This window comes from Allobosea sp. 10L417, from assembly GCF_056395485.1.
Window position 1 is genome coordinate 762833 of the sequence record NZ_JBFTJP010000001.1, and the last position, 21543, is coordinate 784375.

At 68.2% G+C, this 21543-nt stretch carries 20 protein-coding genes; 8 read left to right on the forward strand and 12 right to left on the reverse strand.

Annotation, left to right across the window (positions count from 1 at the left end; all coding sequences use genetic code 11):
• The first annotated feature begins 45 nt into the window (after nt 1–45).
• Both AC1DE3_RS03905 and hemF read left to right on the forward strand, forming a co-directional pair.
• Nucleotides 46–543, forward strand: coding sequence for a tRNA (cytidine(34)-2'-O)-methyltransferase (locus AC1DE3_RS03905; RefSeq protein ID WP_476778854.1), 498 nt, complete (start codon nt 46–48; stop codon nt 541–543).
• Nucleotides 515–1447: an oxygen-dependent coproporphyrinogen oxidase gene (gene hemF, locus AC1DE3_RS03910; protein WP_476778853.1), complete on the forward strand. Its 933-nt coding sequence runs from the start codon at nt 515–517 to the stop codon at nt 1445–1447. The genes AC1DE3_RS03905 and hemF overlap by 29 nt, the downstream gene beginning before the upstream one ends.
• Here hemF and AC1DE3_RS03915 read toward each other — a convergent pair.
• From AC1DE3_RS03915 to AC1DE3_RS03930, 4 genes are read right to left on the reverse strand one after another with little or no spacing between them, the layout of a single operon-like run.
• Nucleotides 1444–2682, reverse strand: coding sequence for a CCA tRNA nucleotidyltransferase (locus AC1DE3_RS03915; RefSeq protein WP_476778852.1), 1239 nt, complete (start codon nt 2680–2682; stop codon nt 1444–1446). The two genes, hemF and AC1DE3_RS03915, sit on opposite strands and share 4 nt — an antisense overlap.
• On the reverse strand, nt 2679–2936 hold the full coding sequence (locus AC1DE3_RS03920) for a DUF6111 family protein (protein ID WP_476778851.1): 258 nt from the start codon (nt 2934–2936) through the stop codon (nt 2679–2681). The genes AC1DE3_RS03915 and AC1DE3_RS03920 overlap by 4 nt, the downstream gene beginning before the upstream one ends.
• 42 nt (nt 2937–2978) lie before the next feature.
• Nucleotides 2979–3629: a CoA pyrophosphatase gene (locus AC1DE3_RS03925; protein ID WP_476778850.1), complete on the reverse strand. Its 651-nt coding sequence runs from the start codon at nt 3627–3629 to the stop codon at nt 2979–2981.
• A 1-nt stretch (nt 3630) separates the two neighbouring features.
• Entirely contained in the window at nt 3631–4218 is a 588-nt protein-coding gene (locus AC1DE3_RS03930; protein WP_476778849.1) for a DUF1285 domain-containing protein, read from the reverse strand.
• Between the two features lie 203 nt (nt 4219–4421).
• Here AC1DE3_RS03930 and AC1DE3_RS03935 point away from each other — a divergent pair, with 203 nt between their 5' ends.
• The 4 genes from AC1DE3_RS03935 (at nt 4422) to AC1DE3_RS03950 (ending at nt 11459) form a co-directional block, all read left to right on the forward strand.
• On the forward strand, nt 4422–5444 hold the full coding sequence (locus AC1DE3_RS03935) for an AAA family ATPase (RefSeq protein ID WP_476778848.1): 1023 nt from the start codon (nt 4422–4424) through the stop codon (nt 5442–5444).
• A 13-nt stretch (nt 5445–5457) separates the two neighbouring features.
• A complete protein-coding gene (locus tag AC1DE3_RS03940; RefSeq protein WP_476779339.1) occupies nt 5458–6366 on the forward strand; it encodes a DUF58 domain-containing protein in 909 nt (302 codons plus the stop codon).
• A gap of 10 nt (nt 6367–6376) precedes the next feature.
• Nucleotides 6377–9199, forward strand: a complete 2823-nt coding sequence (locus tag AC1DE3_RS03945) for a DUF4159 domain-containing protein (RefSeq protein WP_476778847.1) — start codon at nt 6377–6379, stop codon at nt 9197–9199.
• Nucleotides 9200–9368: 169 nt separating this feature from the next.
• Entirely contained in the window at nt 9369–11459 is a 2091-nt protein-coding gene (locus AC1DE3_RS03950; RefSeq protein ID WP_476852086.1) for a hypothetical protein, read from the forward strand.
• A gap of 54 nt (nt 11460–11513) precedes the next feature.
• Here AC1DE3_RS03950 and AC1DE3_RS03955 read toward each other — a convergent pair whose 3' ends face one another.
• Both AC1DE3_RS03955 and AC1DE3_RS03960 read right to left on the reverse strand, forming a co-directional pair.
• Nucleotides 11514–12023: a GNAT family N-acetyltransferase gene (locus tag AC1DE3_RS03955; RefSeq protein WP_476779338.1), complete on the reverse strand. Its 510-nt coding sequence runs from the start codon at nt 12021–12023 to the stop codon at nt 11514–11516.
• A 168-nt stretch (nt 12024–12191) separates the two neighbouring features.
• Nucleotides 12192–12701, reverse strand: coding sequence for an NUDIX domain-containing protein (locus AC1DE3_RS03960; protein ID WP_476778845.1), 510 nt, complete (start codon nt 12699–12701; stop codon nt 12192–12194).
• Nucleotides 12702–13033: 332 nt separating this feature from the next.
• Between AC1DE3_RS03960 and AC1DE3_RS03965 the strand changes: the two genes are divergently transcribed.
• Nucleotides 13034–13927 (forward strand): metallophosphoesterase family protein, encoded by an 894-nt coding sequence (locus AC1DE3_RS03965; RefSeq protein ID WP_476778844.1) that lies wholly within the window; start codon nt 13034–13036, stop codon nt 13925–13927.
• 151 nt (nt 13928–14078) lie between these two features.
• Here the strand turns inward: AC1DE3_RS03965 and AC1DE3_RS03970 are convergent, their stop codons facing one another.
• Nucleotides 14079–14825: an SDR family oxidoreductase gene (locus tag AC1DE3_RS03970; RefSeq protein WP_476778843.1), complete on the reverse strand. Its 747-nt coding sequence runs from the start codon at nt 14823–14825 to the stop codon at nt 14079–14081.
• A 206-nt stretch (nt 14826–15031) separates the two neighbouring features.
• Nucleotides 15032–16843 carry an ATP-binding cassette domain-containing protein gene (locus AC1DE3_RS03975; RefSeq protein ID WP_476778842.1) on the reverse strand — a complete coding sequence of 604 codons (1812 nt, stop codon included), beginning with the start codon at nt 16841–16843 and terminating at the stop codon, nt 15032–15034.
• 134 nt (nt 16844–16977) lie between these two features.
• Between AC1DE3_RS03975 and AC1DE3_RS03980 the strand changes: the two genes are divergently transcribed.
• Entirely contained in the window at nt 16978–17316 is a 339-nt protein-coding gene (locus tag AC1DE3_RS03980) for a hypothetical protein (protein WP_441511954.1), read from the forward strand.
• Between the two features lie 128 nt (nt 17317–17444).
• Here the strand turns inward: AC1DE3_RS03980 and AC1DE3_RS03985 are convergent, their stop codons facing one another.
• The 4 genes from AC1DE3_RS03985 to AC1DE3_RS04000 all read right to left on the reverse strand — a co-directional run bounded on the left by AC1DE3_RS03985 (nt 17445) and on the right by AC1DE3_RS04000 (nt 21428).
• Complete coding sequence (locus AC1DE3_RS03985; RefSeq protein ID WP_476778841.1) at nt 17445–18515, reverse strand: acyltransferase family protein; 1071 nt, start codon at nt 18513–18515, stop codon at nt 17445–17447.
• Between the two features lie 37 nt (nt 18516–18552).
• Complete coding sequence (locus AC1DE3_RS03990) at nt 18553–19629, reverse strand: glucokinase (RefSeq protein ID WP_476852087.1); 1077 nt, start codon at nt 19627–19629, stop codon at nt 18553–18555.
• Nucleotides 19557–20336, reverse strand: coding sequence for a 2-oxo-tetronate isomerase (gene otnI, locus AC1DE3_RS03995; protein WP_476778839.1), 780 nt, complete (start codon nt 20334–20336; stop codon nt 19557–19559). Before otnI ends, AC1DE3_RS03990 begins: the two co-directional genes overlap by 73 nt.
• A 114-nt stretch (nt 20337–20450) precedes the next feature.
• Complete coding sequence (locus AC1DE3_RS04000; protein WP_476852088.1) at nt 20451–21428, reverse strand: hypothetical protein; 978 nt, start codon at nt 21426–21428, stop codon at nt 20451–20453.
• Nucleotides 21429–21543 lie beyond the last annotated feature (115 nt).

Below are 21543 nucleotides of genomic sequence, written 5' to 3' on the forward strand. Positions count from 1 at the left end.
CCAGCCTGCTTGACGCATATCCGGGCGTCACCGCATGACAGGGCCATGTTGCGTCTCGCCCTCTTCCAGCCGGATATCCCGCAGAACGCCGGCACGATGATCCGCATGGCGGCTTGTCTCGGCATCGCGGTCGATATCGTCGAGCCCGCCGCCTTTGACGTGTCGGACCGGCATTTCCGCCGTTCGGGCATGGATTATCTCGAGCGCGCTGCCGTCTCCCGCCACGATTCCTTCGCGGCGTTCGACCAGTGGCGGCGCGAGGCCGGGCACCGCCTCGTCCTGGCGGAGACGGACGGCGCGACCCCGCTGCCGGATTTCGTCTTCCAGCCCGGCGATATCATCCTTGTCGGACGCGAATCGGCCGGCGTCACGCCCGCGGTGCAGGCTGCGGCCGATGCCAGCCTTCACATCCCGATGCGCCCGGCTTTGCGATCGCTCAATGTCGCGCTTGCGGCGGCGATGGTAATGGGCGAGGCGTTGCGACAGACAGGCGGCTTTCCGCGCCGCGATGGACATGACCATGAACAAGCCCAAGCCCGCTGAAGCTGCGCCCGCCGATCCGGCTGTCGTCGAGGCGATGAAACCCCGCGCGGCGGCGTGGTTCGAGAATCTCCGCGACCGGATCTGCGCCGCCTTCGAGGAGATCGAGGACGAGGCTGCGGGTCCCTTCCCGTCTGAGACCGACCGGCCCGGCCGCTTCGTCCGCACGCCCTGGCAGCGCACCAATCACGACGGAGTTCCCGGTGGCGGCGGCGTCATGTCGATCATGAAGGGCCGTGTCTTCGAGAAGGTCGGCGTTCACGTCTCCACCGTCCATGGCAGTTTTCACCCGGATTTCGCCGGCCAGATCCCCGGCGCCTCCGACGATCCGCGCTTCCACGCCACGGGCATCTCGCTGATCGCCCATCCCTGGAACCCGCATGCGCCGACCGTGCACATGAACACCCGCTTCGTCGTCACGACGAAGCCCTGGTTCGGCGGCGGCGCCGATCTGACGCCGGTGCTGGATGCCCGGCGCAATCAGGACGATCTGGATTCGCGGGATTTCCATGCCGCGATGCGCCGGCCCTGCGACAACTTCCCGGGAGTGGCGGATTATTCCCGCTTCAAGGAGTGGTGCGACGAATACTTCTTCCTGAAGCACCGCAACGAGCCGCGCGGCATCGGCGGCATCTTCTACGACTATATCTGGACCGGCGATCCGGACGCCGATTTCGCCTTCACCAGGGCGGTCGGCGAGGCCTTTCTCGACATCTACCCCAATGTGCTCTGCCGCAATATCGGCAAGCCCTGGACCGAGGCGCAGCGCCAGGAGCAGCAGGTCCGGCGCGGCCGCTATGTCGAGTTCAACCTGCTCTACGACCGCGGCACGATCTTCGGGCTGAAGACCGGTGGCAACGTCGATTCGATCCTGTCCTCGATGCCGCCGACGGTGCGCTGGCCCTAAGGCAGCGCCTCCCGGCTGGCGACGTCGAGCAGTTCGAACTGCGCAGCCCGATCGGACGGGCACCCGGCTTCGATCCAGAGCCGGCGTGCCTCCGCGAGGACCCGTCCGATGCGCTCGCCCTTCGGCACGCCGCGGGCGAGAACATCCTGCCCACGCGGCAGGAAAGCGGGCGTCCGGCCCAATTGGCCGACGAGATCCCGCACGCTCCTGCCGGTTTCGTCATCCGCCGAAGCGGTGAGAAGGGCCAAAGCAGCGGCCGCGGCATCGCTTCCGGCGCGATCCGCGACATGGCGCAGCCGCGCGAGCGACGACAACTTCGCCTGCCCGGCGAGCCCCTCCAGCGCGAGCGCGATTCCGTCGATCCGGTCGAATTCCCCGTTCGAGAGCCGCAGCCGCGTCCGCAAGCGCGGCGCGTCCTCCCGAACCGACAACGCCAGCGCCGCCAGCCGAAAAGCCGGGTCGATGCGGTCGCTGTCCTCATCGGCGATGGCAGCAAAGCGCGAGCGATGCGGCACGCCACCGATCACGGGCATCAAGAGCCCTGCCCCGGCCATCGCTTCGAGCGTGGCGCCCGCGGCCGGAGCGACCAGAAGCTTCATCAACTCGGCCCGGACGCGCTCCCGCGACAGGGCTGCGAGCCCGTCGCGGCCTGCAATGCAGGCGCGCAGCCCTTCCGCGTCGGGCGCGCCCACGCCGTAGCGGGCGTGGAAACGGAAGAAGCGCAGGATCCGCAGATAGTCTTCGCGGATGCGCGTCTCGGCATCGCCGATGAAGCGCACGCGCCGCCCGGCCAGATCGGCAAGACCGGTGCTGTAATCATGCAGCTTGCCGCCGCAATCGAGCCCGAGCGCATTGATGGTGAAGTCGCGCCGCAGCGCATCCTCGGCAAAATCCCGCCCGAACAAGACCTTGGCACGTCGCCCGTCGGTCTCGACGTCGCGCCGCAGGGTCGTCACCTCGAAACTCGTGCCGCCCGAGACCAGCGTCACCGTGCCGTGTTCGATGCCGGTCGGCACGGCCTTGAACCCGGCCTTCCGGCCGCGCCGGATCGTCTCCTTCGGCAGGGCGGTGGTGGCGAGGTCGACGTCATCGGCCGGTTCGCCGAGCAGGAGATTGCGCACGGCTCCGCCGACGATGCGGGTTTCCTCCCCCGCCCCGTTCAGCGCGTCCAGGAGGCGGGCTAGAACCGGTTCGGCCAGGAAGCGGGCGATGGCCTGTTCGTGTCCCCCGGTCATTTGAAGCGGCCGGGCACCAGCACCCCATTCTCCATATGCGGCGGCTCGTAGGCCCCCTCACTGCGCGGCGCGATGAAGCCGGTATAGGTGAGCACCGAGATTGCCAGCACCAGGCCGGCCACAGCGAGCCAGAAGGCGTGCCGGCTCCAATGCGCGACGTCGAAAGGGTTGCGCCGCTGGACGATGAGATAGCCCGCGAAGACGCAGAAGGGCAGGACGAAGAGCAGGACCTCTTCGATGATCGCGCGCAGCATCGGCTTCGTCGTTCCCAGGCGCGCTTTCCGCGCAAGACAATCCTAACCTGCCAGCCGTTCGTAGAGGTTACGGATCATGCCGGCAGTCGCACCCCAGATATAGCGGCCCTCGAACGGCATCGCATAGTAGGTGCGGAAATGCCCCTTCCATTCGCGGCCCTCCCGCTTGTGATTGGCGGGATCGAGCAGGAAGGAGAGCGGCGTCTCGAAGGCCTCGTCGACCTCGTGATGGTTGATCGCCAGCGAGAAAGGCGGCTCGATCAGCGCCACCACCGGCACGATGCGATAGCCCGTTCCGGTCAGATAGGCATCGAGGAACCCCAGCGTTCGGATACGTTCCCGCGACAGGCCGATCTCCTCCTCCGTCTCGCGCAGGGCCGTCACGACCGGCGAACCGTCGACGGCATCGACCCGCCCGCCGGGAAAGGAGACCTGCGCCGAGTGATTGCGCAGCGCCGCGGCGCGCTGGGTCAGGAGCACGGTGGGGCCCGTCTCGCGCGGCACGATGCCGATCAGCACGGCCGCGGGGACAGCGCGCTTCACGTCCGGAATCGGCACCGGCTGCGGCTGGTTCTCGTGGTCGCCGCGCGGCCGGGCGATGAGATCGCCGAGCGACGGCGGCTCGGCGCGCAGCCGCTCGCGCGCCAGCTTGGCGAAAGCATCGGTGCTGAGGTTCAGAGCCTGGCCGTTCACGTCAAATCCCGATGCCTTCGATCTCGCTCGCCGGCAGCGCCGGGTAGAACCGGCCACCCGCCGCCACCCCGAACATCGCCTGCCCATCGGCCTCCCGCACCTCGCCGAGCGCGAGCAGATCATAGGTCAGCGCGCGCGTCAGCCGGGCCCAGAGGCCGCTACGGACATGCACATAAGGCTTCAGGCCGTCCTTCGCAGCCCGCTGGAAACGCAAGGGATGCTCCGGCCCGACGCAGAGCAGATCGTCGACCTGCGTCCGGAAGGCGATGCTCCGTTCGTCCCCCTCGCCGTCGAGCTGCATTTCGACAGCCTGAAACGGCGCATCGTCGACCTTGATTCCGACCTTTTCGACCGGCGTCACGAGAAAGTAATCGTCACCCTCGCGCTTCAGCACCGAGGAGAAAAGCTTCACCAGGGCCGGCCGGCCGATCGGCGTGCCCAGATAAAACCAAGTTCCATCGGCTGCGATCCGCATGTCCAGATCGCCGCAAAATGGCGGATTCCAGCGCTCGACTGGCGGCAATCCGCGCGCCTTCCCGCTGCCCAGCGCGGCCATCAGCCGGTCCATCGCATTGCCCGGAGCCGTCATCGAAAAGCCCGTTTCCACTTGCTGCGGCATATTGATTGCACCGCGTTTCTGCCTTGAACTCCACATAATCGTGAAGCCGAGATGATGTGCACCATTCCATTCGGCGCTTGAGCCGCCGGGGTGGCCCGTCCACACTCAAGGACGGAACACACCGATCGGTTCGGATGGCGGCGCAACGGCCCGCGACAGTGAAGGAGACCGACATGGCGGCGCAAGCCCGCGTGAGCGAGAGCACTTCCCCCATCGATCTCGACAGCGGGATCGTCGAGGCGGCCGAGGCCGCACTCGGCGCCATCGGCGCGGCCCGCAAGGAGATCGGGCAGGTCATCTTCGGTCAGCAGGCGGTGGTCGACCTCTCGCTCGTTACCCTGCTGGCGGGCGGACATGGGCTGCTGGTCGGCGTGCCCGGTCTCGCCAAGACCAAGCTGGTCGAGGCGATGGGCACGGTGCTCGGCCTCGCCGCCCGGCGTGTCCAGTTCACGCCGGATCTGATGCCGTCCGACATCCTCGGCTCGGAGGTGCTCGACGAGAGCGCCGATGGCAAGCGCCATTTCCGCTTCATCAAGGGCCCGGTCTTCGCGCAGCTCCTGATGGCGGACGAGATCAACCGCGCCTCGCCCCGCACTCAATCCGCGCTGCTGCAGGCGATGCAGGAGCACCACGTCACCGTCGCCGGCGAACGCTACGACCTGCCCGCCCCCTTCCACGTCCTCGCCACCCAGAACCCGATCGAGCAGGAGGGCACCTACCCGCTGCCCGAGGCGCAGCTCGACCGCTTCCTGCTCGAGATCGATGTCGGCTATCCCGACCGCGAGGCCGAGCGGCGGATCCTGCTCGAAACCACCGGCGCGACCGAATACAAGCCGTCCCAGGCGATGACCTCGGAGACGCTGATGTCGATCCAGCGTCTGGTGCGCCGTCTGCCGGTCGGTGAAGCCGTCGTCGACGCGATCCTCGATCTCGTCCGCTCCGCCCGCCCCGGCGAGGGCGATGCCACCATCACCGACAAGCTCGCCTGGGGGCCGGGTCCGCGTGCCAGCCAGTCGCTGACGCTCGCGGTGCGCGCCCGCGCGCTGGTCGAGGGCCGGCTCGCGCCGTCCGTGGACGATGTCGCCGCGCTCGCCCTGCCGGTCCTCAAGCACCGCGTCGCGCTGACCTTCGCCGCCCGCGCCGACGGCGAGACTGTCGAGGGCGTCATCGGCCGGCTCGTGGAACGGCTGGGATAGGCCGATGTTGCGCATGCGCGTCCTGGGCCTGAACGAGCGGAAGCCGGCCAAGCCGGTTCTGACGGAATCGCTCGACCTTGCCGCGCGCCTGCCCCGCCTGATCCTCGAAGCCCGCCGCGTCTCCGCCAGCGTCCACGGAATCCACGGTAGGCGCCGCTCCGGCCCGGGCGAAACCTTCTGGCAGTACCGCCCGCTGGTTGCCGGCGAATCCGCCTCGCGCATCGACTGGCGCCGCTCCGCGAGGGACGGCCATCTCTTCGTGCGCGAGCGCGAATGGGAGGCCTCGCATTCGATCTGGCTCTGGATCGACCGTTCGCCCTCGATGGGCTTCGCCTCCTCGCTGGCGATGGCGCCGAAGGTCGACCGCGCATTGGTCGCAGGCTTCGCCCTCGCAGAAACGATGGTCGAGGGGGGCGAGCGCGTCGGCCATATCGGCCTGACGCGGGCGCTGGCCTCGCGCCGCATCGTCGAGCTGCTGGCGCAGGCCATTGCCGCCGATAGCCGCAATGGCGAGGCCGACCTCCCTCCCGGCGCGCCGCTGCCGCGGCTGGCGGATGCCATCATCGTCACCGACGGGCTCTCGCCCTCCGCATCGCTGGCGCAGCGCATCGCCACGATGGCGTCGTCGGGCGCACGCGGCCATCTGCTGCTGATCGTCGATCCGATCGAGGAAACCTTCCCGTTCACCGGCCAGGCCGAGCTCTTCGATCTGGAGGACGGGCTGACGCTGCGCGTCGGCGATGCCGGCGCTTGGGGCGAGGCCTATCGTCAGCGCCTCGCCGCCCATCGCGAAGCGATCACCGAGGCCTGCCGCAAGGCCGGCTGGACCCTGACGCTTCACCGCACCGACCGTCCGGCGAGCGAAGCCGTTCTGCGCATCGCCAGCCTCGTCGCCGCTTCGCGCGGCGTCTCGGGCTTATAAGGGAGCCGCCATGTTCAGCGCCCTCCCCTTGACCTTCACCGCCCCGCTCGCACTGGCCGCGCTCGCCCTGCTGCCAGCGCTCTGGCTGATCCTGCGTGTGACGCCGCCACGGCCGCGCCGGATCGACTTTCCGCCGCTCAAGATCATGGCCGACCTCGTCGCCAAGCGGGAATTGCCGGCGCATACGCCCTGGTGGCTGCTCGCCATCCGCATGGCGGTTGCCGCGCTCGTCATCCTCGCGGTCGCCGGCCCGATCTGGAACCCGCCGCGCGAAGGCGCAGCCCTGCGCGGCCCCGTCTTGCTCCTCGTCGACAACGGCTTCGGCGCCGCCTCCGACTGGCCGGATCGCGTCACCGTCGCCGAGTCGCGGATCGCGGCCGCAACGCGCGAGGGCCGCCCGGTCGCCATCGTCGGACTGGCCGAGGCCCCGGCCGCCATCTCGCTGGCGGAGCCGCGCGTAGCGCTCGACCGGCTGCGCGCGCTGGCGCTCCAGCCACATGCGCCTGATCGAGCCGCGCATCTGCCGCGCATCGAATCCTTCCTCCAGACAGCACCGGAAGCGGAGATCGTCTGGATATCCGACGGCCTCGCGGTTTCCGACGACGGCAGCTTCCAGGCCAGGCTGAAGCAGCTCGCCGACGCAAGACGGCTTTCGATCCATGCCGGCCCCCCGAACCAGCTCGCACTCGCTGCGCCCGACAATCTAGCCGGCGCGCTCAGCGTGAAAGTTCTGCGGCCGACGGCGAGCGCCCCCGCCACCGGGCAGGTCCGCGCGCTCGACCTGAAGGGCCTGCCGCTCGGCGACGCACCTTTCATCTTCGAAGGTTCGAATCTGCAAACCACGGCGCGCCTGACCCTGCCGATCGAAGTCCGCAACGCGGTCTCGCGGCTGGAAATCCTCGGCGAGAACAGCGCGGGCGGCGTCGCCCTGCTCGACGATCGCGCCAAGCGGCGCCGCATCGGCATCGTCTCGGGCGCCACCGCCGACACGGCGCAGCCGCTGCTCTCGCCGACCTACTACATCTCGCGCGCGCTCCAGCCCTTCGCCGAGGTCCGCGAACCGCGCCAGGGCTCGACCGACCCGGTCGGTGAGCTCCTCGCGCAGAATCTCTCGGTCCTGGTTCTGGCCGATATCGGCGCGCTCGACCGCGACACCAGCGCCAAGGTCTCCGATTTCGTCACCCGCGGCGGTGTGCTGCTACGCTTTGCCGGCGCGCGCCTTGCCGCCTCTTCGGACGATCTCACGCCGGTGCGCCTGCGCCGCGGCGGACGGACTTTGGGCGGCGGCCTCTCCTGGGAGACGCCGCGCAAGCTCGCGCCCTTCACGCGCGAAAGCCCCTTCTACGGCCTGACGATCAGCGACGATATCCGCGTCAGCCGCCAGATCCTGGCGGAGCCGGAGGCCGATCTCTCGCGCAAGACCTGGGCGGCGCTGGAAGATGGTACTCCCGTCGTCACCGGCGAGCGGCGCGGCGACGGCCTGATCGCCATGGTCCACGTCACCGCCGACACGACCTGGTCGAACCTGCCTCTCTCCGGCCTCTTCGTGGAGATGCTGCGCAGGGTCGTGAACCTCGCCGGCACCGGCCCTGCCGCCGATGCCCAAAGCGACGAGGTCCGCGTCGAGACGCTCTCGCCGACCCGCGTCCTCGACGGCAGCGGCCGCTTCCGCACCCCGCCGGCCACCAGCCAGCCCGTGCCCCGCAACTATGCCGGCCGCGGCACGCTCGCCCATCCGCCAGGCCTCTACGGCCCTGCCGACGGCACGCTCGCAGTAAATGCTCTCACCCCGAACGACATGCTGGGTGCGCTCGATCTTGCCGGCCTCGGCGCTCCGATCCTGCCGATCGACGAGCCGGTGGCGCGCGACGCCCGCCCGCCCCTGCTGGCGTTGGCTTTGCTGCTGCTGATCGCGGATACGCTGGCGACGCTCTGGCTCGGCGGGCGGCTCGGCTTCGGCCGCGCCCGCAAAGCGACCGCGGCGGCCGCGATCCTCATCGCATTGGGCTTCGCAGGCGGCTTGGCGCCCGACAGCGCTCGCGCCCAACCCGCGCCGAGCCCGCAAGCGGACACGCGCCCGCCGATTCCCCGCGCGCTCCTCGCCAATGGGGCGGTGACGCGGCTCGCTTATGTCGTCACCGGCGACAGGGCCGTCGACGACATGTCGAAGGCCGGTCTCGCCGGGCTCAATATCGTCCTCGGCGCGCGCACCGCGCTGGAACCGGGCGAGCCGGTCGGCGTCAATGTCGAGCGCGACGAACTCGCCTTCTTCCCGGTGCTCTACTGGCCGGTGGTTGCCGGCCGGCCGATCCCCTCGGCCGAGACGCTGCGCAAGCTGGAAGCCTATATGAAGGGCGGCGGCCTCGTGATCTTCGACACGCGCGACGCCATGAGCGCCCGTCCCGGCGGCGGCACGACGCCGGAAGGCGACCAGCTCAAGCGCATGCTGCAGACGCTCGACATTCCCGAGCTCGAGCCGCTGCCGCGCGACCACGTCCTGACCAAGACCTTCTATATCCTCGACGAGCTCGTCGGCCGCTACGACAGCGGCACGACCTGGGTCGAGACGCTGCCGCCCGCAGACAGCGACGGCCGGCGCCCGGCACGCGCCGGCGACAATGTTTCGCCCATCATCATCACCGCCAACGACCTCGCCGCGGCCTGGGCCATCGACAAGCGCGGTGAAGGGCTGGTGCCGCTCTCCGGCGCCGATCCGCGCCAGCGCGAGATGGCGCTGCGCGGCGGCATCAACCTCGTGATGTACGCCCTCACCGGCAACTACAAGGCCGATCAGGTCCATGTTCCGGCTCTGCTGGAAAGGCTGGGCCAGTGATGCCCCTTCGTATTCCCTCAGCCCTCATCCTGAGGAGCCGCGAAGCGGCATCGCGAAGGATGCTCCAGACGTCTCAAGAACCTTCTGGACCATCCTTCGAGACGCCATTCCTCCTGGAATGGCTCCTCAGGATGAGGGCTGAGGGTCGGAAATCGGAAGGATCGCGCTGATGTGGAGCGTTTCCTTCGCCCCGCTCGTGCCGCTGCCGCTCCTGATCGGCCTCGCCGTGCTGGCGGCGCTGGCGGCCGGCGCCGCCCTCGCCCTCGCCGGCCGCAGCGCCATCCTGCGGGCCCTGGCACTCATCGTACTGACGACGGCTCTCGCCGATCCCTCGCTGGTCTTCGAGGAGCGTGAGCCGGTCAAGGACGTCGTCCCGGTCGTGGTCGATCGCTCGGCGTCGAACCGCCTCGCCGACCGTTCGGCCCAGACCAATGCCGCCGTGGCCGAGGTCGAACGGCAATTGCGCGGCATCCCCAATGTCGAACCGCGGATCGTCGAGCTGCGCGACGCACAGGGGTCGAGCGACGGCACCCGCCTCTTCGAGGCCCTGGCCTCGAGCCTCGCCGATGTTCCCTCCGAACGCGTCGCCGGCGCCATCGCCATCACCGACGGCCTCGCCCACGACACGCCGGCCAATGCCGAGGCTCTCGGCCTGCGCGCGCCGCTCCATATCCTGACGACCGGCCGCAATGCCGAGATCGACCGCCGCATCATGCTGGTCGATGCGCCACGCTTCGGCATCGTCGGCAAGGACCAGGTCATCCGCCTGCGGGTGGTCGACAAGAACGGATCGAGCCGCGCCGGCCTCACCATTCGCCGCGACGGCGAGATCATTGCCCGCCGCGACGTCGCGACCGGCCAGATCGTTCAGGTGCCGATCCGCATCGATCGCGGCGGACCGAACGTCGTCGAGATCGAGGCCGCGCCGCTCGACAACGAGCTGACGCTCGCCAACAACCGCGCTGTCATCACCATCGAGGGTGTCAGGGACAAGCTGCGCGTGCTGCTGGTCTCGGGCGAGCCCCATCCGGGCGAGCGTACCTGGCGCAACCTTCTCAAGGCCGACGCCAATGTCGATCTCGTCCACTTCACCATTCTCAGGCCACCGGAGAAGCAGGACGGCACGCCGATCAACGAACTCTCGCTGATCGCTTTCCCGACGCGCGAGCTGTTCCAGGTCAAGATCAAGGAATTCGACCTGATCATCTTCGACCGCTACGCCAACCAGTCGATCCTGCCGCTGCTCTATTTCGAGAATATCGTCCGCTATGTCCGTGACGGCGGCGCATTGCTCGTCGCCGCCGGCCCTGAGTATGCGGGATCGCAGACGCTGGCACGCACCCCGCTAGGCCAGATCCTGCCCGCCCTGCCGGACGGCAGCGTCATCGATGAGGCCTATCGCGCAGAGGTCAGCGAACCCGGCAAGCGCCACCCCGTCACCCGCGACCTGCCGGGCTCGGAAGTCTCGCCGCCACGCTGGGGCGAATGGCTACGCATGGTCGGCGCGCAGGCGCGCGCAGGCGCCTCTCCCGTCATGACCGGGCCCGGCGAGCGGCCGCTGCTGATGCTGGCCCGCGAACAGAAGGGCCGCGTCGCGCTCTTCCTCTCAGATCATGCCTGGCTCTGGGCGCGCGGCTTCCGCGACGGCGGCCCCTATCTCGACCTGCTGCGCCGCCTCAGCCATTGGCTGATGAAGGAGCCGGAGCTGGAGGAGGAGGCGCTGCGCGCCACCGCGCGCGGCGGCGCCATCGAGGTCGAGCGCCAGACATTGAGCGACAACCCCGCGCCCGTGACCATCACCGGCCCCGACGGCCAGTCGCGCTCCGTCCCGCTCGAAGCGGGACGGCCGGGCCTGTTCACCGCGCGCATCCCGGCCGGCGATCAGGGCCTTTACCGGTTGACGGCCGACAATCTCACCGCCTTCGCCAGCGTCGGTCCCGAGAATCCACGCGAGCTGATGGAAGTCGTCAGCGACCCGGCTGCGCTCCAGAACCTGGCACAGGCCACCGGCGGCTCCTCGCGCCGCATCGGGCACGAGGGCGATTCCGGCGTCAGCATTCCGCGCATCGTGCCGGTGCGTTCCGGCAGCCAGTTCGCCGGCAATGACTGGATCGGTCTCAGGATCAGCGATTCCGGCATCGTACGCGGCGTGCAGGTCTCGCCGCTCTTCGTCGGGCTGATCGGCCTTGCGATCCTGTTCGGCGCGCTCGTGGCCGGCTGGCTCGGCGAGAGCGGGCGCCGCTTCAAGCGGCAGGCGTGAACGCCACTCCTGAGCAGGCCGAAGGCCTGAGCCCGGGATGACGGCGTGAGCCTTTCAGCCCCCCGCCCGCGCGGACGTAACGGGGCCGCGGCGATCGTTGAGCACGCCTTCGACCAGCTCCAGCGCCAGGAAGCGCGCGGGATCGGCCGGTCCCGGCAGAACGAGCTGGCCCGGCGGCAACACCTTGAAGCCGAAGCGCGCATAGTACGGCGCATCGCCGACCAGCAAGATCAGGTCGTGGCCGGCCTCGCGCGCGGCTTCGATCGAGCGGTTCATCAGCGCGGACCCGATGCCCCGGCCGTCGAAGGCGGGGTCGACCGTCAGCGGCCCGAGCATCAGCGCCTTGTGGCCGCCGGCGCGGACGGGCGTCACTTTCACGGAGCCGACGAGAAAGGTGCCGACATGGGCGGCGAAGGAGAGCGCCGGATCGGGCGGCACGCCTTCGCGCAGGCGGAAGGCGGTTCGGGCGAAGCGGCCCGGGCCGAAGGCGCGCTCATGCAGGCGCTCGATGGCAGCGGCGTCCACGGGCAATTCGTGGCGGATGGTCAGCGGCAGGGATGTCATGGCAGCAGGCAGAGCAAGAGTGGCGAACGGCGGAGGCAGGCGCGTGCGGGCGCGCTGCCGGAAGGCGCTTTCAGCGCGCCGGTCGTCGCAGGTCGCGAAGGCAGTACCCATTGCTCATGGAAAGCGCCTGTAGCAGAGGCGGATAGGCCCGTCCATCGCGCTTTCGTTCTACCAGTCGGCCGCGGCCGGCGTGCCCGTCATGATTTCCGCCAGCCGCCGCCTCGTCGCAGGCGTGGTCCCCTCTGGCAGGCGATCCAGGGGGAAGAACCCGGCCTCGGCGATTTCCCTGTCCGGCAGCCTGACGCCTTCGACGATGAAGGAGCGGATGACGAAGAGGGCGACGTGATCGCGGCGCGAGATCCGGCGGTTGAAAAAGACGCCGTGGAGGGTCGGCTGCCCGGTGATCCTTATGTTGCCCTCCTCCGCGACTTCGCGCTCAAGGGCATCCCACATCGTCTCGCCGACCTCGACTCCCCCACCCGGCAGGTACCAGCCGGGGATGTAGCCATGCCGGACCAGGAAGACCTCGCTGCGCTCGTTGAGTACCGCGGCGCGCACGCCGAAGGTCATGCTGCGGGAAAGCCGGAAATAGACATGCAGCACCGCGGTGAGCAGCCGATGCCGGAGTGTCCGCGGGATCTCGGTATCGGCTGGCGGATGGGGCGCCTGCGATTGCATCGGAACGACTCTCAAGGCTGCGTTAATTGTCTATGCAAAAAACGCATAACGGACCGTCAACCAAGTCGATTGCCCTGTCACAAACGCGCCCCAAATGAGGGTCACACAGCCGCCGCATCCGCCAGGAACCACCAACATGCTGCTCTCGTTCATCGTTTCTTACCTGAAGGCCAAGCCGGCCTATGTCTGGAAGCCCGCCGTCACCCTGACCGATTCCCGTATCGTGTCGGAACTCACCGGCGCCGCCAACTGAAGCTTTCCGCATCCCGTCAGCCGAGGCGCATCAACGGCGCGCTTGACTGACGGCGGGCGGGAAGGGCAAGCGCTGGAGCGTGTTCAAGCTCGCGCATCTGTCCGACCCGCATCTCGGCCCGCTCGCCGGGTTTTCGCTGCATCAACTGCTGGGCAAGCGCGCGACCGGTTACGTCAACTGGCGTCGCAAGCGCAGGCACGCCCATGACATGGATGTCCTGGCCCGCATCGTCGCCGACATCCACGCGCAGCAGCCGGACCACACCGCCTGCACCGGCGACGTCGCCCATATCGGGCTGCCCGACGAATTCAGGACCGCCATCGCTTTTCTGGACACGCTGGGTCCGCGTGAGACCGTCAGCTTCGTGCCGGGCAATCACGACGCCTATGCGCGGTCCTCGCTAAAGCCGTTGGCCGGGCTGCTCGCCCCCTGGTGCGCCGATGATGACGGGCGTGCCGGCTACCCCTGGTATCGCCGCCGCGGGCCGGTCGCGCTGATCGGCGTCAACAGCGGCGTGCCGACCTTGCCGCTGATGGCGACGGGGCGTATCGGCAGCGAACAGATGGAGCGGATCGCTGCCCTGCTCGACCGCGCCCGCGAAGAGCACCTCATCCGCGTCGTCCTGATCCACCATCCGCCCTATGTCGGCGGTGCCAAGCGCGGCCGTGAACTGGTCGATGCCGCCGCCTTCGAGGCCATGCTGAAGCGCAAGGGCGCCGACCTCATCATCCACGGGCACAATCACAGCTTCTCGCTGGCCTGGCGCCCCGGGCCAAACCATGATGTTCCGATCGTCGGCGTGCCCTCGGCCTCGCTCGGCCTGCTCGGTCATGGCGAGCTCGGCACCTGGCATCTCTTCCATATCGCGGGAGACGCTGCTGCACCGCAGATCAGGCTGGAACAACGCGGCTTCGAGCCTGACGGCACGGTCGTCCTTCGCCAGGAAATCGCGCTCCTGGGTGAGCGCGCCTAGCTACCTCTCCATTCTGAAGCGTTGGAGAATTCGTCAGCGCGAGACGCATGGCGCGCCGTTCGAGAACCGGCGCGCAGCAGACTTTCGTCCGTGAGCACCGGAAGCACAGAACGGCGCGTTGGGCGGCCGCTATGGCGGATCGGCCGATGCTTCAGACGCAGCGGCCGCCGTCGACCGCGAGCACCGAGCCCGTCACCATGTCCGCCTCGTCCGAGCAGAGGAACAGCGCGGCATTGGCGATGTCCTGCGGCGTCGAAAACCGGCCCCACGGGATCGAGGCGGTGAACTGAGCGCGCCGCTCGGGCGTGTCCTCGCCCATGAAGGTGGCGAGCAGCGGCGTCTCGCCGGCCACCGGCGCGATTGCGTTGACGCGGATCTTGTCCGGCGCAAGCTCGACCGCCATCGACTGCGAGATCAGGTTCGCCGCGCCCTTCGAGCCATTGTACCAGGTCAAGCCCGGTCGCGGGCGCAGGCCCGCGGTCGAGCCGATGTTGAGGATGACGCCGCCGCCATGCTCGCGGAAATGCGGCACCGTCGCCCGCGCCATCAGATAGATCGACTTCACGTTGACCGCGAAGATCCGGTCGAACTCCTCCTCGGTCACCTCAGTCATCGGCTTGTTGCGATGGGTGGTGCCGGCATTGTTCACGACGATGTCGAGCCGCCCGACTTTGGTGAGGATCTTCTCGACCGCCTTGTCAACGCTCTTGGCCTTGCCGACATCGCAGGTCACGGCGAAGGCCTTGCGGCCGATCGCCTTGGCGGCTTCCTTGGCCTTGTCGCCGTTGATGTCCAGCACCGCGACGCGCGCGCCCTCGCGCACGAAGGTCTCGGCGATGCCGAAGCCGAAACCCTGCGCCGCCCCGGTCACCAGCGCCGTCTTGCCTTTCAGTCTCATGGATGTTCCTCATGCTTTGCGATTGCGCGATGTTTGAAACGATTGAGCGAGTCGGTAAATGCGCTTTCATGCGCAGCCGGATACGGAAATCGTATGGGCGAAGTCGTCATTCTCGGGCGAAGCGAAGAGCAGACCCGAGAATCTCATGACGAGAGGGCGGTGGTTTCCGTCATGCTCGGGTCCAGCCCGAGCATGACCGCGGGACCTTAAGCCCCGATCTCCTCGCGCAGCATCTCCAGCTCCAGCCAGCGCTCCTCGGCATCGCCGATCTCGCGCGCCACCTCTTCCAGCCGCGCCGTCGCCTTGGCGAAAAGCTTGGGATCGCGCGTGTAGAGATCGCCCGCCACGGCAGTGTTGAGCTTTGCGGCTTCCACCTGCAGGGCCTCGATCTTCTTGGGCAATGTCTCCAGCGCGTGCTTCTCGTTGAAGGAGAGCTTGCGCTTGGACGCCGGCGGGGCCTGTACGGGGGCACCCGTAGTCTTTGGCGCCGCAGCTGGCGCTTTCTCCAGCACTCGCACCTTGGCGCCGACACCGCGACCGCGCTGCGCCAGCATGTCGGAATAGCCGCCGGCGAATTCGGTCCAGACGCCGTCTCCGTCCGAGATCAGCACGGCCGAAACGACCCGGTCGATGAAGTCGCGATCGTGGCTGACCAGCAGCACTGTGCCCTGATAATCGGCCAGCAGTTCCTGCAACAGGTCGAGCGTTTCGAGGTCAAGGTCGTTGGTCGGCTCGTCCAGCACGAGCAGGTTCGACGGTTTCGCCAGCGCCCGTGCCAGCATCAGCCGCCCGCGCTCCCCGCCCGAGAGCGCGCCGACCGGGGTGCCGCGCTGGATCGGCTGGAACAGGAAGTCCTTCATGTAGGAGACGACATGGCGGGGCTGGCCGCCGACCATCACCTGGTCCGAGCCGCCACCCGTCAGTGCATCGCCAAGCGGCGTCGCCGGATCGAGGCTTTCGCGGCGCTGGTCGAGCGTCACCATCTCCAGCGCCGTGCCGAGCTTGACCGTGCCGCTGTCGGGCGCGAGCGCGCCGGTCAGCAGGTTGATCAGCGTCGTCTTGCCGGCGCCGTTCGGGCCGACGATACCGATCCGGTCGCCACGCGCCACGCGCAGCGACAGGTTCTTGATGATAACGTTGTCGCCATAGGCCTTGGCGACGTCGATAGCCTCGATGACCAGCTTGCCGGAGGTCTGCGCCTCGCTCGCCTCCAGACGGACATTGCCGACCGCGCTGCGGGCCGTGCGGCGCTGGTCGCGCAGCGAATGAAGCTCACCGAGCCGGCGCTGGTTGCGGGTGCGCCGGGCGCTGACGCCGTAGCGCAGCCAGTCCTCCTCGCGCGCGATCTTGCGGTCGAGCTTGTGGCGGTCGAGTTCTTCCTGCGCCAACACCTCGTCGCGCCAGGCTTCGAACTCGCCGAAGCCCTTCTCCATCCGCCGCGTGACGCCGCGGTCGAGCCAGATCGTCGCGCGCGACAGCGAGGTCAGGAAACGCCTGTCGTGGCTGATCAGCACCATGGCCGAGCGCAACGACTTCAGTTCCTGCTCCAGCCATTCGATCACCGGCAGGTCGAGATGGTTGGTCGGCTCGTCCAGCAGCAGGATGTCAGGCTCCGGCGCCAGCACGCGCGCCAACGCCGCCCGGCGCCCTTCGCCGCCCGACATCGAAGCCGGATTCTCCTGCCCGGTCAGGCCGAGCTCTGTCAGGAGATACTGGGCGCGATAGGCGTCGTCACCCGGCCCGAGCCCCGCCTCGACATAGGCGAGCGAGGTCCGGTAGCCGGTGAAATCCGGCTCCTGCGGCAGATAGCGGATGGTCGCGCCAGGCTGGACGAAGCGGTCGGCGCTGTCGGGCTCGACGAGGCCGGCCGCAATCTTGAGCAGGGTCGACTTGCCCGAGCCGTTGCGGCCGACCAGGCAGACGCGCTCGCCGGCCGAGACCGCGATCTCGGCAGCTTCGAGCAAAGGCTGTCCACCGAAGGTAAGCGCGACGTCGCGCAAATGCAGCAAGGGGGCCATGGTCCGTCCTGTGTTCCGGCCTGCGGGATAGACTGCCGCCGCCGCCCTGTCACGTCCGCAGGCGATGGCACGGCCCTTGCCAGCGCCGTTCCGCCCCCTATCGTGAGGCGCAGCAGCCCATGAGTCCGAGAGCCATGCCCAGCGAACGCCCCATCGGGATCGGCCATAATGGCGGTCCGCCGCTGAAGGAGCGCAAGCGCCGTTCCTCGAGCGGATCAGGCAATATCGGCCGCTATTTCGACTGGCGCTTCGCCCATCGCAAGGCCTGGAAGAAGCCGCGCGAGATCGCGCTGCGGCGTGAGGAGAAGGCATCTGCCCTCGGCCTGACCTATGAGGAATATTCGCTCGAGATCATGGAGCGCGGCTATTATCCGCAGCCCGAGCATGTCGAGACGATCAAGTCCAAGCGGGCACAGCGGCGCAAGGATGGCGGCGTGGTCGGCCAGTCGCTGAAGGGCATGAAGCTGAACTGAGTGGCGCCGTTATTCGCGGGCGAAGCCCTCGGGTCCGACCGTCGGCCGGCCCAGAGATAAACCCCGCGCAGACCCGAGAATCTCATGAAAGGGAGCTCCGGGGCCCCTTCCTGCCGGAGATCATCGGGTCAAGCCTGAGCAGGACGGCCGCCTCTGCTTTCCAACCAGCGCCGCACAAGCCGCGTCGCCGGCTTCTCGAAGAAGCGATAGAGCAGGACTGCCGCCACCACGGCGCCCGTAAGTGCGAGTACGATGAAGAGCAGCGGCGCGTGGAGCCCGATCCGCAACGCGACCTCGCGCATGCCCCGGATCACGAAGGGATGGACGAGATAGAGCGCATAGGAGGCATCGCCGACCGCCGCCAGCGCCTTGACCGGCCACACCGGCACGATGCCCTCGCGCCCACAGCCCGCGGCCAGCATCAGCAGGACGGCCGCGCCGCCGCGCCATAGCACGCTGCTCCATGGGCCATCCGTGCCCGGCAGCTGCGCGGCCGCGATCAGCAGGGCTACGCCCCCCGCGGCGACCGCAACGCGCAAGGCGCCATGCAGGCGAAGCCCTCTGCGCCGCAACACGGCAATGCCCATGCCGGCTGCGAATTCCAGAACGATCGGCTGCCCCCAGAATCCGAAAGGCAGCGACAAGGGTCCGCCCAGGCTCTCCCCCCCGACCAGTACCGCCAGGACCAAAGTGACAGCCGGCAAGGTCCAGCCTTTCGGCAAGATGAGCCCGAGCGCGAACAGCGCGTAGAACAGCATCTCGTAGTTCAGCGTCCAGCCCAGCGAATAGACCGGCTGAACCAGGCCCTGCGTCGAGACAACCGGCCAGAACAGATAGGAGCCGAGGATCTGCGTGAAGCTCGGCACGCCCGAATTGAGCGCCGCCGGCACGACGAGGCCGACGAGCAGAAACAGGGTCGTCATCGCCCAATAGAGTGGGACGATGCGCGCCAGCCGGCGCTTCAGGAATTCGCGCCAGGCGCCGGGCCGCCCGAACAGGTCCTGCGAGGCATGGACCATGATGAAGCCGGAGACGACGAAGAAGATGTCGACGCCGGCCATCCAGGGCAGCAGGTCGCTGCGGCTGAAGCTCAGGCCCGCCCGCTCGGCCAGCGCGGCGGCGTCCGGCTGCACGTGATGAATCGCGACCATGAAGGCCGCGAGCGCGCGCAGGACCTGGATCGAATAGATGGGCTGCACGCGAACCTGTCGTGAAGCAGTCGGATGAGCGGGGCGCTCAGCCAAACCACAGCCGCTTCGGATCGTCGAGCCCGAAACGATGGAGATTGGCGGCAATCGCGGCGAGCCCCTGCTCGGCGGCGTCCTTCGTGGTGACGACGTGCAGAGCAAAGCGCGCCGCGAGATCCTCCATCGGCGGCTTGCCAGCAAAGGCGGCGCGAACCGCCGCCCGGTCCGCGAGCGGCAGCAGATGCGGCGCGATTCCACCCGCGATGAAGACACCGCCCGTCGCCTTGAAGACGAGGGCCAGATCGCCGGCGACACGCGCCAGCAGCCGCCAGAAGCAGACCACCGCCATCAGCGCTGCCGGATCGCCGTCATGGGCGAGGCGGGAGACGTCGGCAGCGCTCACCTCCGCCTCCAGCATGCCCGAGGTCCGCGCCACGGCCCGGTGCAGGCGCACGAGCCCGTCGCCGCTCAGCAGATGCTCGACGGTGAGGCGCGGTATGCCTTCGCTCAAAGCCGGCCAGAGCCGCTGCTCGGTCTGGTCCTCGGGGCCGATGCCGATATGGCCGGCTTCGGTCGGGATCAGCATGCCGCGTTCGCCATGTGTCAGCAAAGCCGCGGTTCCGAAGCCAGTCCCCGGACCCAGCACCAGCCGCACGCCTTCCCGCTCCGGCCTGCCCTCGATCAATGTGGCGACGTCGTGCGGGCTCAGGACGGCAAGGGAAGCCGCCAGGGCCTCGAAGTCGTTGACCAGCAGGCCCTGCGTCAGCCCGAGAGCCTCCGCGATCCGCGGCCCATCGAGATTCCAGACAGCATTCGTCAATTGCGCCTGCCGGCCGTCGAGCGGCCCGGCGACGGCAAGCACGGCCGAACGCGGCTTCTCCGGAGCCTCCGCGAGCACTGCGGAAAATGCCGCCTCCGCCGTCGGATAGCTGCCGGTGCCGATCCGCGCCAGCGGCTGGTGGGGGCTGTCCGGGTCTGGGACCAGCGATAGCCGGCAGTTCGTGCCGCCGATATCGGCGACCAGCACCGGATAGGATATCGACGGCGGGCGCATCAGAGCGGCTTCCGCCAGGGCGCGAACCAGCCGAGACCTTCGAGCGTGCCGCGCTCGGGCCGATATTCGCATCCGACGAAGCCGTCATAGCCGAGCGCATCGAGCTCAGCGAAGAGGGTCGGATAATCCGGGCCCGAGGCGTCGGGTTCGTGGCGGCCATTGGCGCGAGCGATCTGGACATGGCCGACGAGCGGATAGAGCGCCTTCAGCCGCGCCGAGACATCGCCGTGGATCAACTCGCAATGATACATGTCGAATTGCAGCCGGACGTTCGGCCGGCCGGATTCGCGCACATAGGCCGCAGCCTGATCGAAGTCGTTCAGGAAGTACCCCGGCATGTCCTTGCCATTGATCGGCTCGAGCAGGAGGTCGACGCCGTGCTCCGCCAGCTTGTCGGCGGCGTAGGCGAGCGAGGCGCGGTAGGTCTTCTGCGCGATGGGATCGTTGGGATCGGCGAGCCCTGCCATCATATGCAGGCGCTTGACACCGGTCTCGTGCACATAAGCCAGCGCCGTTTCGACCGAGGCCTTGAACTCGTCCTCGCGACCAGCCAGCGCCGCAATGCCGCGCTCTCCTTTGGAGAAATCGCCCGGCGGCAGGTTGAACAGAGCCTGCGTGAGCTCTCCGCCGGTCAGCGCGAGCCCGATCTGCTCGGGGGTATGCTCATAGGGAAACAGGAATTCCACGGCCTCGAAGCCGGCCTCCGCGGCCGCTCTGAAACGGTCGAGGAAATCCCATTCGGTGAACATCATCGAAAGGTTGGCGGCAAAACGCGGCATGAAGGTCTCTGCGGAATAAGCGGTAGCAATCACGGCAAGCTAGCGCGCTGCGCCGGCCGCGTCATGACCAAACGCCGCAGGGAGGGGATGCGTTCCGATGCCGCCCCTCGGCGGCTACTTCTTTTCCGGCTTCGGCGGCGGATTCGGATCGGCCGAGAAATGCCGGAAAACCATGTCGGGAGAGGAGGTGTTGTGACGCGAATGGGTGGTGCGCCCCATCCAGATATCGGTTGCCTTGCCACCCTGGAACGGCATCAGGGCCTCCTCCCGCCAGCCCTTGGCGCTGGGCTCGCGCACCGCGATACGGGCGACGTCGTTGTTGAACTCGGTGACGTACATCGAACGCAAGGCGACAAAGGCCCTGCCCCCCGTCACCGGCTTGTCGAGGACGGCATCCAGCACCATCCGGTTCTCGTCGACGCTGTCGAGTCTCAGGCTACCGGCGGACCCGTCCTTGAAGTTCAGCTTGAAGGTCAGGGTCTTAGGATCGAATTCGATCTCCTTGATGTTCACGACCGGGCGCCCATCCTGCTCGATCKGCCCGAACAGGAAGGAGGAGCCGTAGGAGGAGAAGCCGAGATGTTCCGGCGGCAGCGGCCGGGCGCGCCAGTAGCCGTCCTGCGGATAGACGACCAGTACCTCGTAGGACTTGTCCTTGCCGAGCTTCCAGAGCTGAACGAGATGCAGCCCCTTCTCCACCCGGTCGCCGACGCGGAAGGTGGTGTCGGCCGGCCGCCAGAAAGTCGGGAAGGTGTAGCCGACCAGCCAGTAATCGATCGTTTCCCAGAAGGTGATGCGGCGCGGCGGTATCGGCGGCGTGAAGGAAGGATCGCCCTTCATGTCGCAGTTCGCCCAATCGGCATCCCAATTGTCGCGCACGAGTCCCGCGATATAGGCCGGATGCGCGGCTTCGATCTGGAAACGCCGCACCTCAGGCGAAATCGCCTTGATCGTGACGTTGTCCTTCTCGGCGCAGAGCACGGGCTCGGATTCGTTCCTCACCTCGACGGCGACGTCGCCCGCGGCCCGCGCAATCGTCAGGGAGGCGAGAAGCGCGACCGAAACCGCGAGCGGGCGAAGAAGGCTGAGCATGGCAATCCCTGGCGAGTGATTTCGGGAGCAGCGTAGCGACGCAAGATGAACGCCGGCTGGCCGCATGGCCTCACCTGCCGGGCAGTGCGGGCGAAACCGAAACAGGTTCTGGCTT

Bases quoted from the DNA above. Each gene is read 5' to 3' on its own strand.
- AC1DE3_RS03905 (WP_476778854.1), top strand. From the start codon at position 46: ATGTTGCGTCTCGCCCTCTTCCAGCCGGATATCCCGCAGAACGCCGGC.
- hemF (WP_476778853.1), top strand. From the start codon at position 515: ATGACCATGAACAAGCCCAAGCCCGCTGAAGCTGCGCCCGCCGATCCG.
- AC1DE3_RS03915 (WP_476778852.1), bottom strand. From the start codon at position 2,682: ATGACCGGGGGACACGAACAGGCCATCGCCCGCTTCCTGGCCGAACCG.
- AC1DE3_RS03920 (WP_476778851.1), bottom strand. From the start codon at position 2,936: ATGCTGCGCGCGATCATCGAAGAGGTCCTGCTCTTCGTCCTGCCCTTC.
- AC1DE3_RS03930 (WP_476778849.1), bottom strand. From the start codon at position 4,218: ATGACGGCTCCGGGCAATGCGATGGACCGGCTGATGGCCGCGCTGGGC.
- AC1DE3_RS03935 (WP_476778848.1), top strand. From the start codon at position 4,422: ATGGCGGCGCAAGCCCGCGTGAGCGAGAGCACTTCCCCCATCGATCTC.
- AC1DE3_RS03940 (WP_476779339.1), top strand. From the start codon at position 5,458: ATGCGCGTCCTGGGCCTGAACGAGCGGAAGCCGGCCAAGCCGGTTCTG.
- AC1DE3_RS03945 (WP_476778847.1), top strand. From the start codon at position 6,377: ATGTTCAGCGCCCTCCCCTTGACCTTCACCGCCCCGCTCGCACTGGCC.
- AC1DE3_RS03950 (WP_476852086.1), top strand. From the start codon at position 9,369: ATGTGGAGCGTTTCCTTCGCCCCGCTCGTGCCGCTGCCGCTCCTGATC.
- AC1DE3_RS03955 (WP_476779338.1), bottom strand. From the start codon at position 12,023: ATGACATCCCTGCCGCTGACCATCCGCCACGAATTGCCCGTGGACGCC.
- AC1DE3_RS03960 (WP_476778845.1), bottom strand. From the start codon at position 12,701: ATGCAATCGCAGGCGCCCCATCCGCCAGCCGATACCGAGATCCCGCGG.
- AC1DE3_RS03970 (WP_476778843.1), bottom strand. From the start codon at position 14,825: ATGAGACTGAAAGGCAAGACGGCGCTGGTGACCGGGGCGGCGCAGGGT.
- AC1DE3_RS03975 (WP_476778842.1), bottom strand. From the start codon at position 16,843: ATGGCCCCCTTGCTGCATTTGCGCGACGTCGCGCTTACCTTCGGTGGA.
- AC1DE3_RS03980 (WP_441511954.1), top strand. From the start codon at position 16,978: ATGCCCAGCGAACGCCCCATCGGGATCGGCCATAATGGCGGTCCGCCG.
- AC1DE3_RS03990 (WP_476852087.1), bottom strand. From the start codon at position 19,629: ATGCGAATATCGGCCCGAGCGCGGCACGCTCGAAGGTCTCGGCTGGTT.
- otnI (WP_476778839.1), bottom strand. From the start codon at position 20,336: ATGCCGCGTTTTGCCGCCAACCTTTCGATGATGTTCACCGAATGGGAT.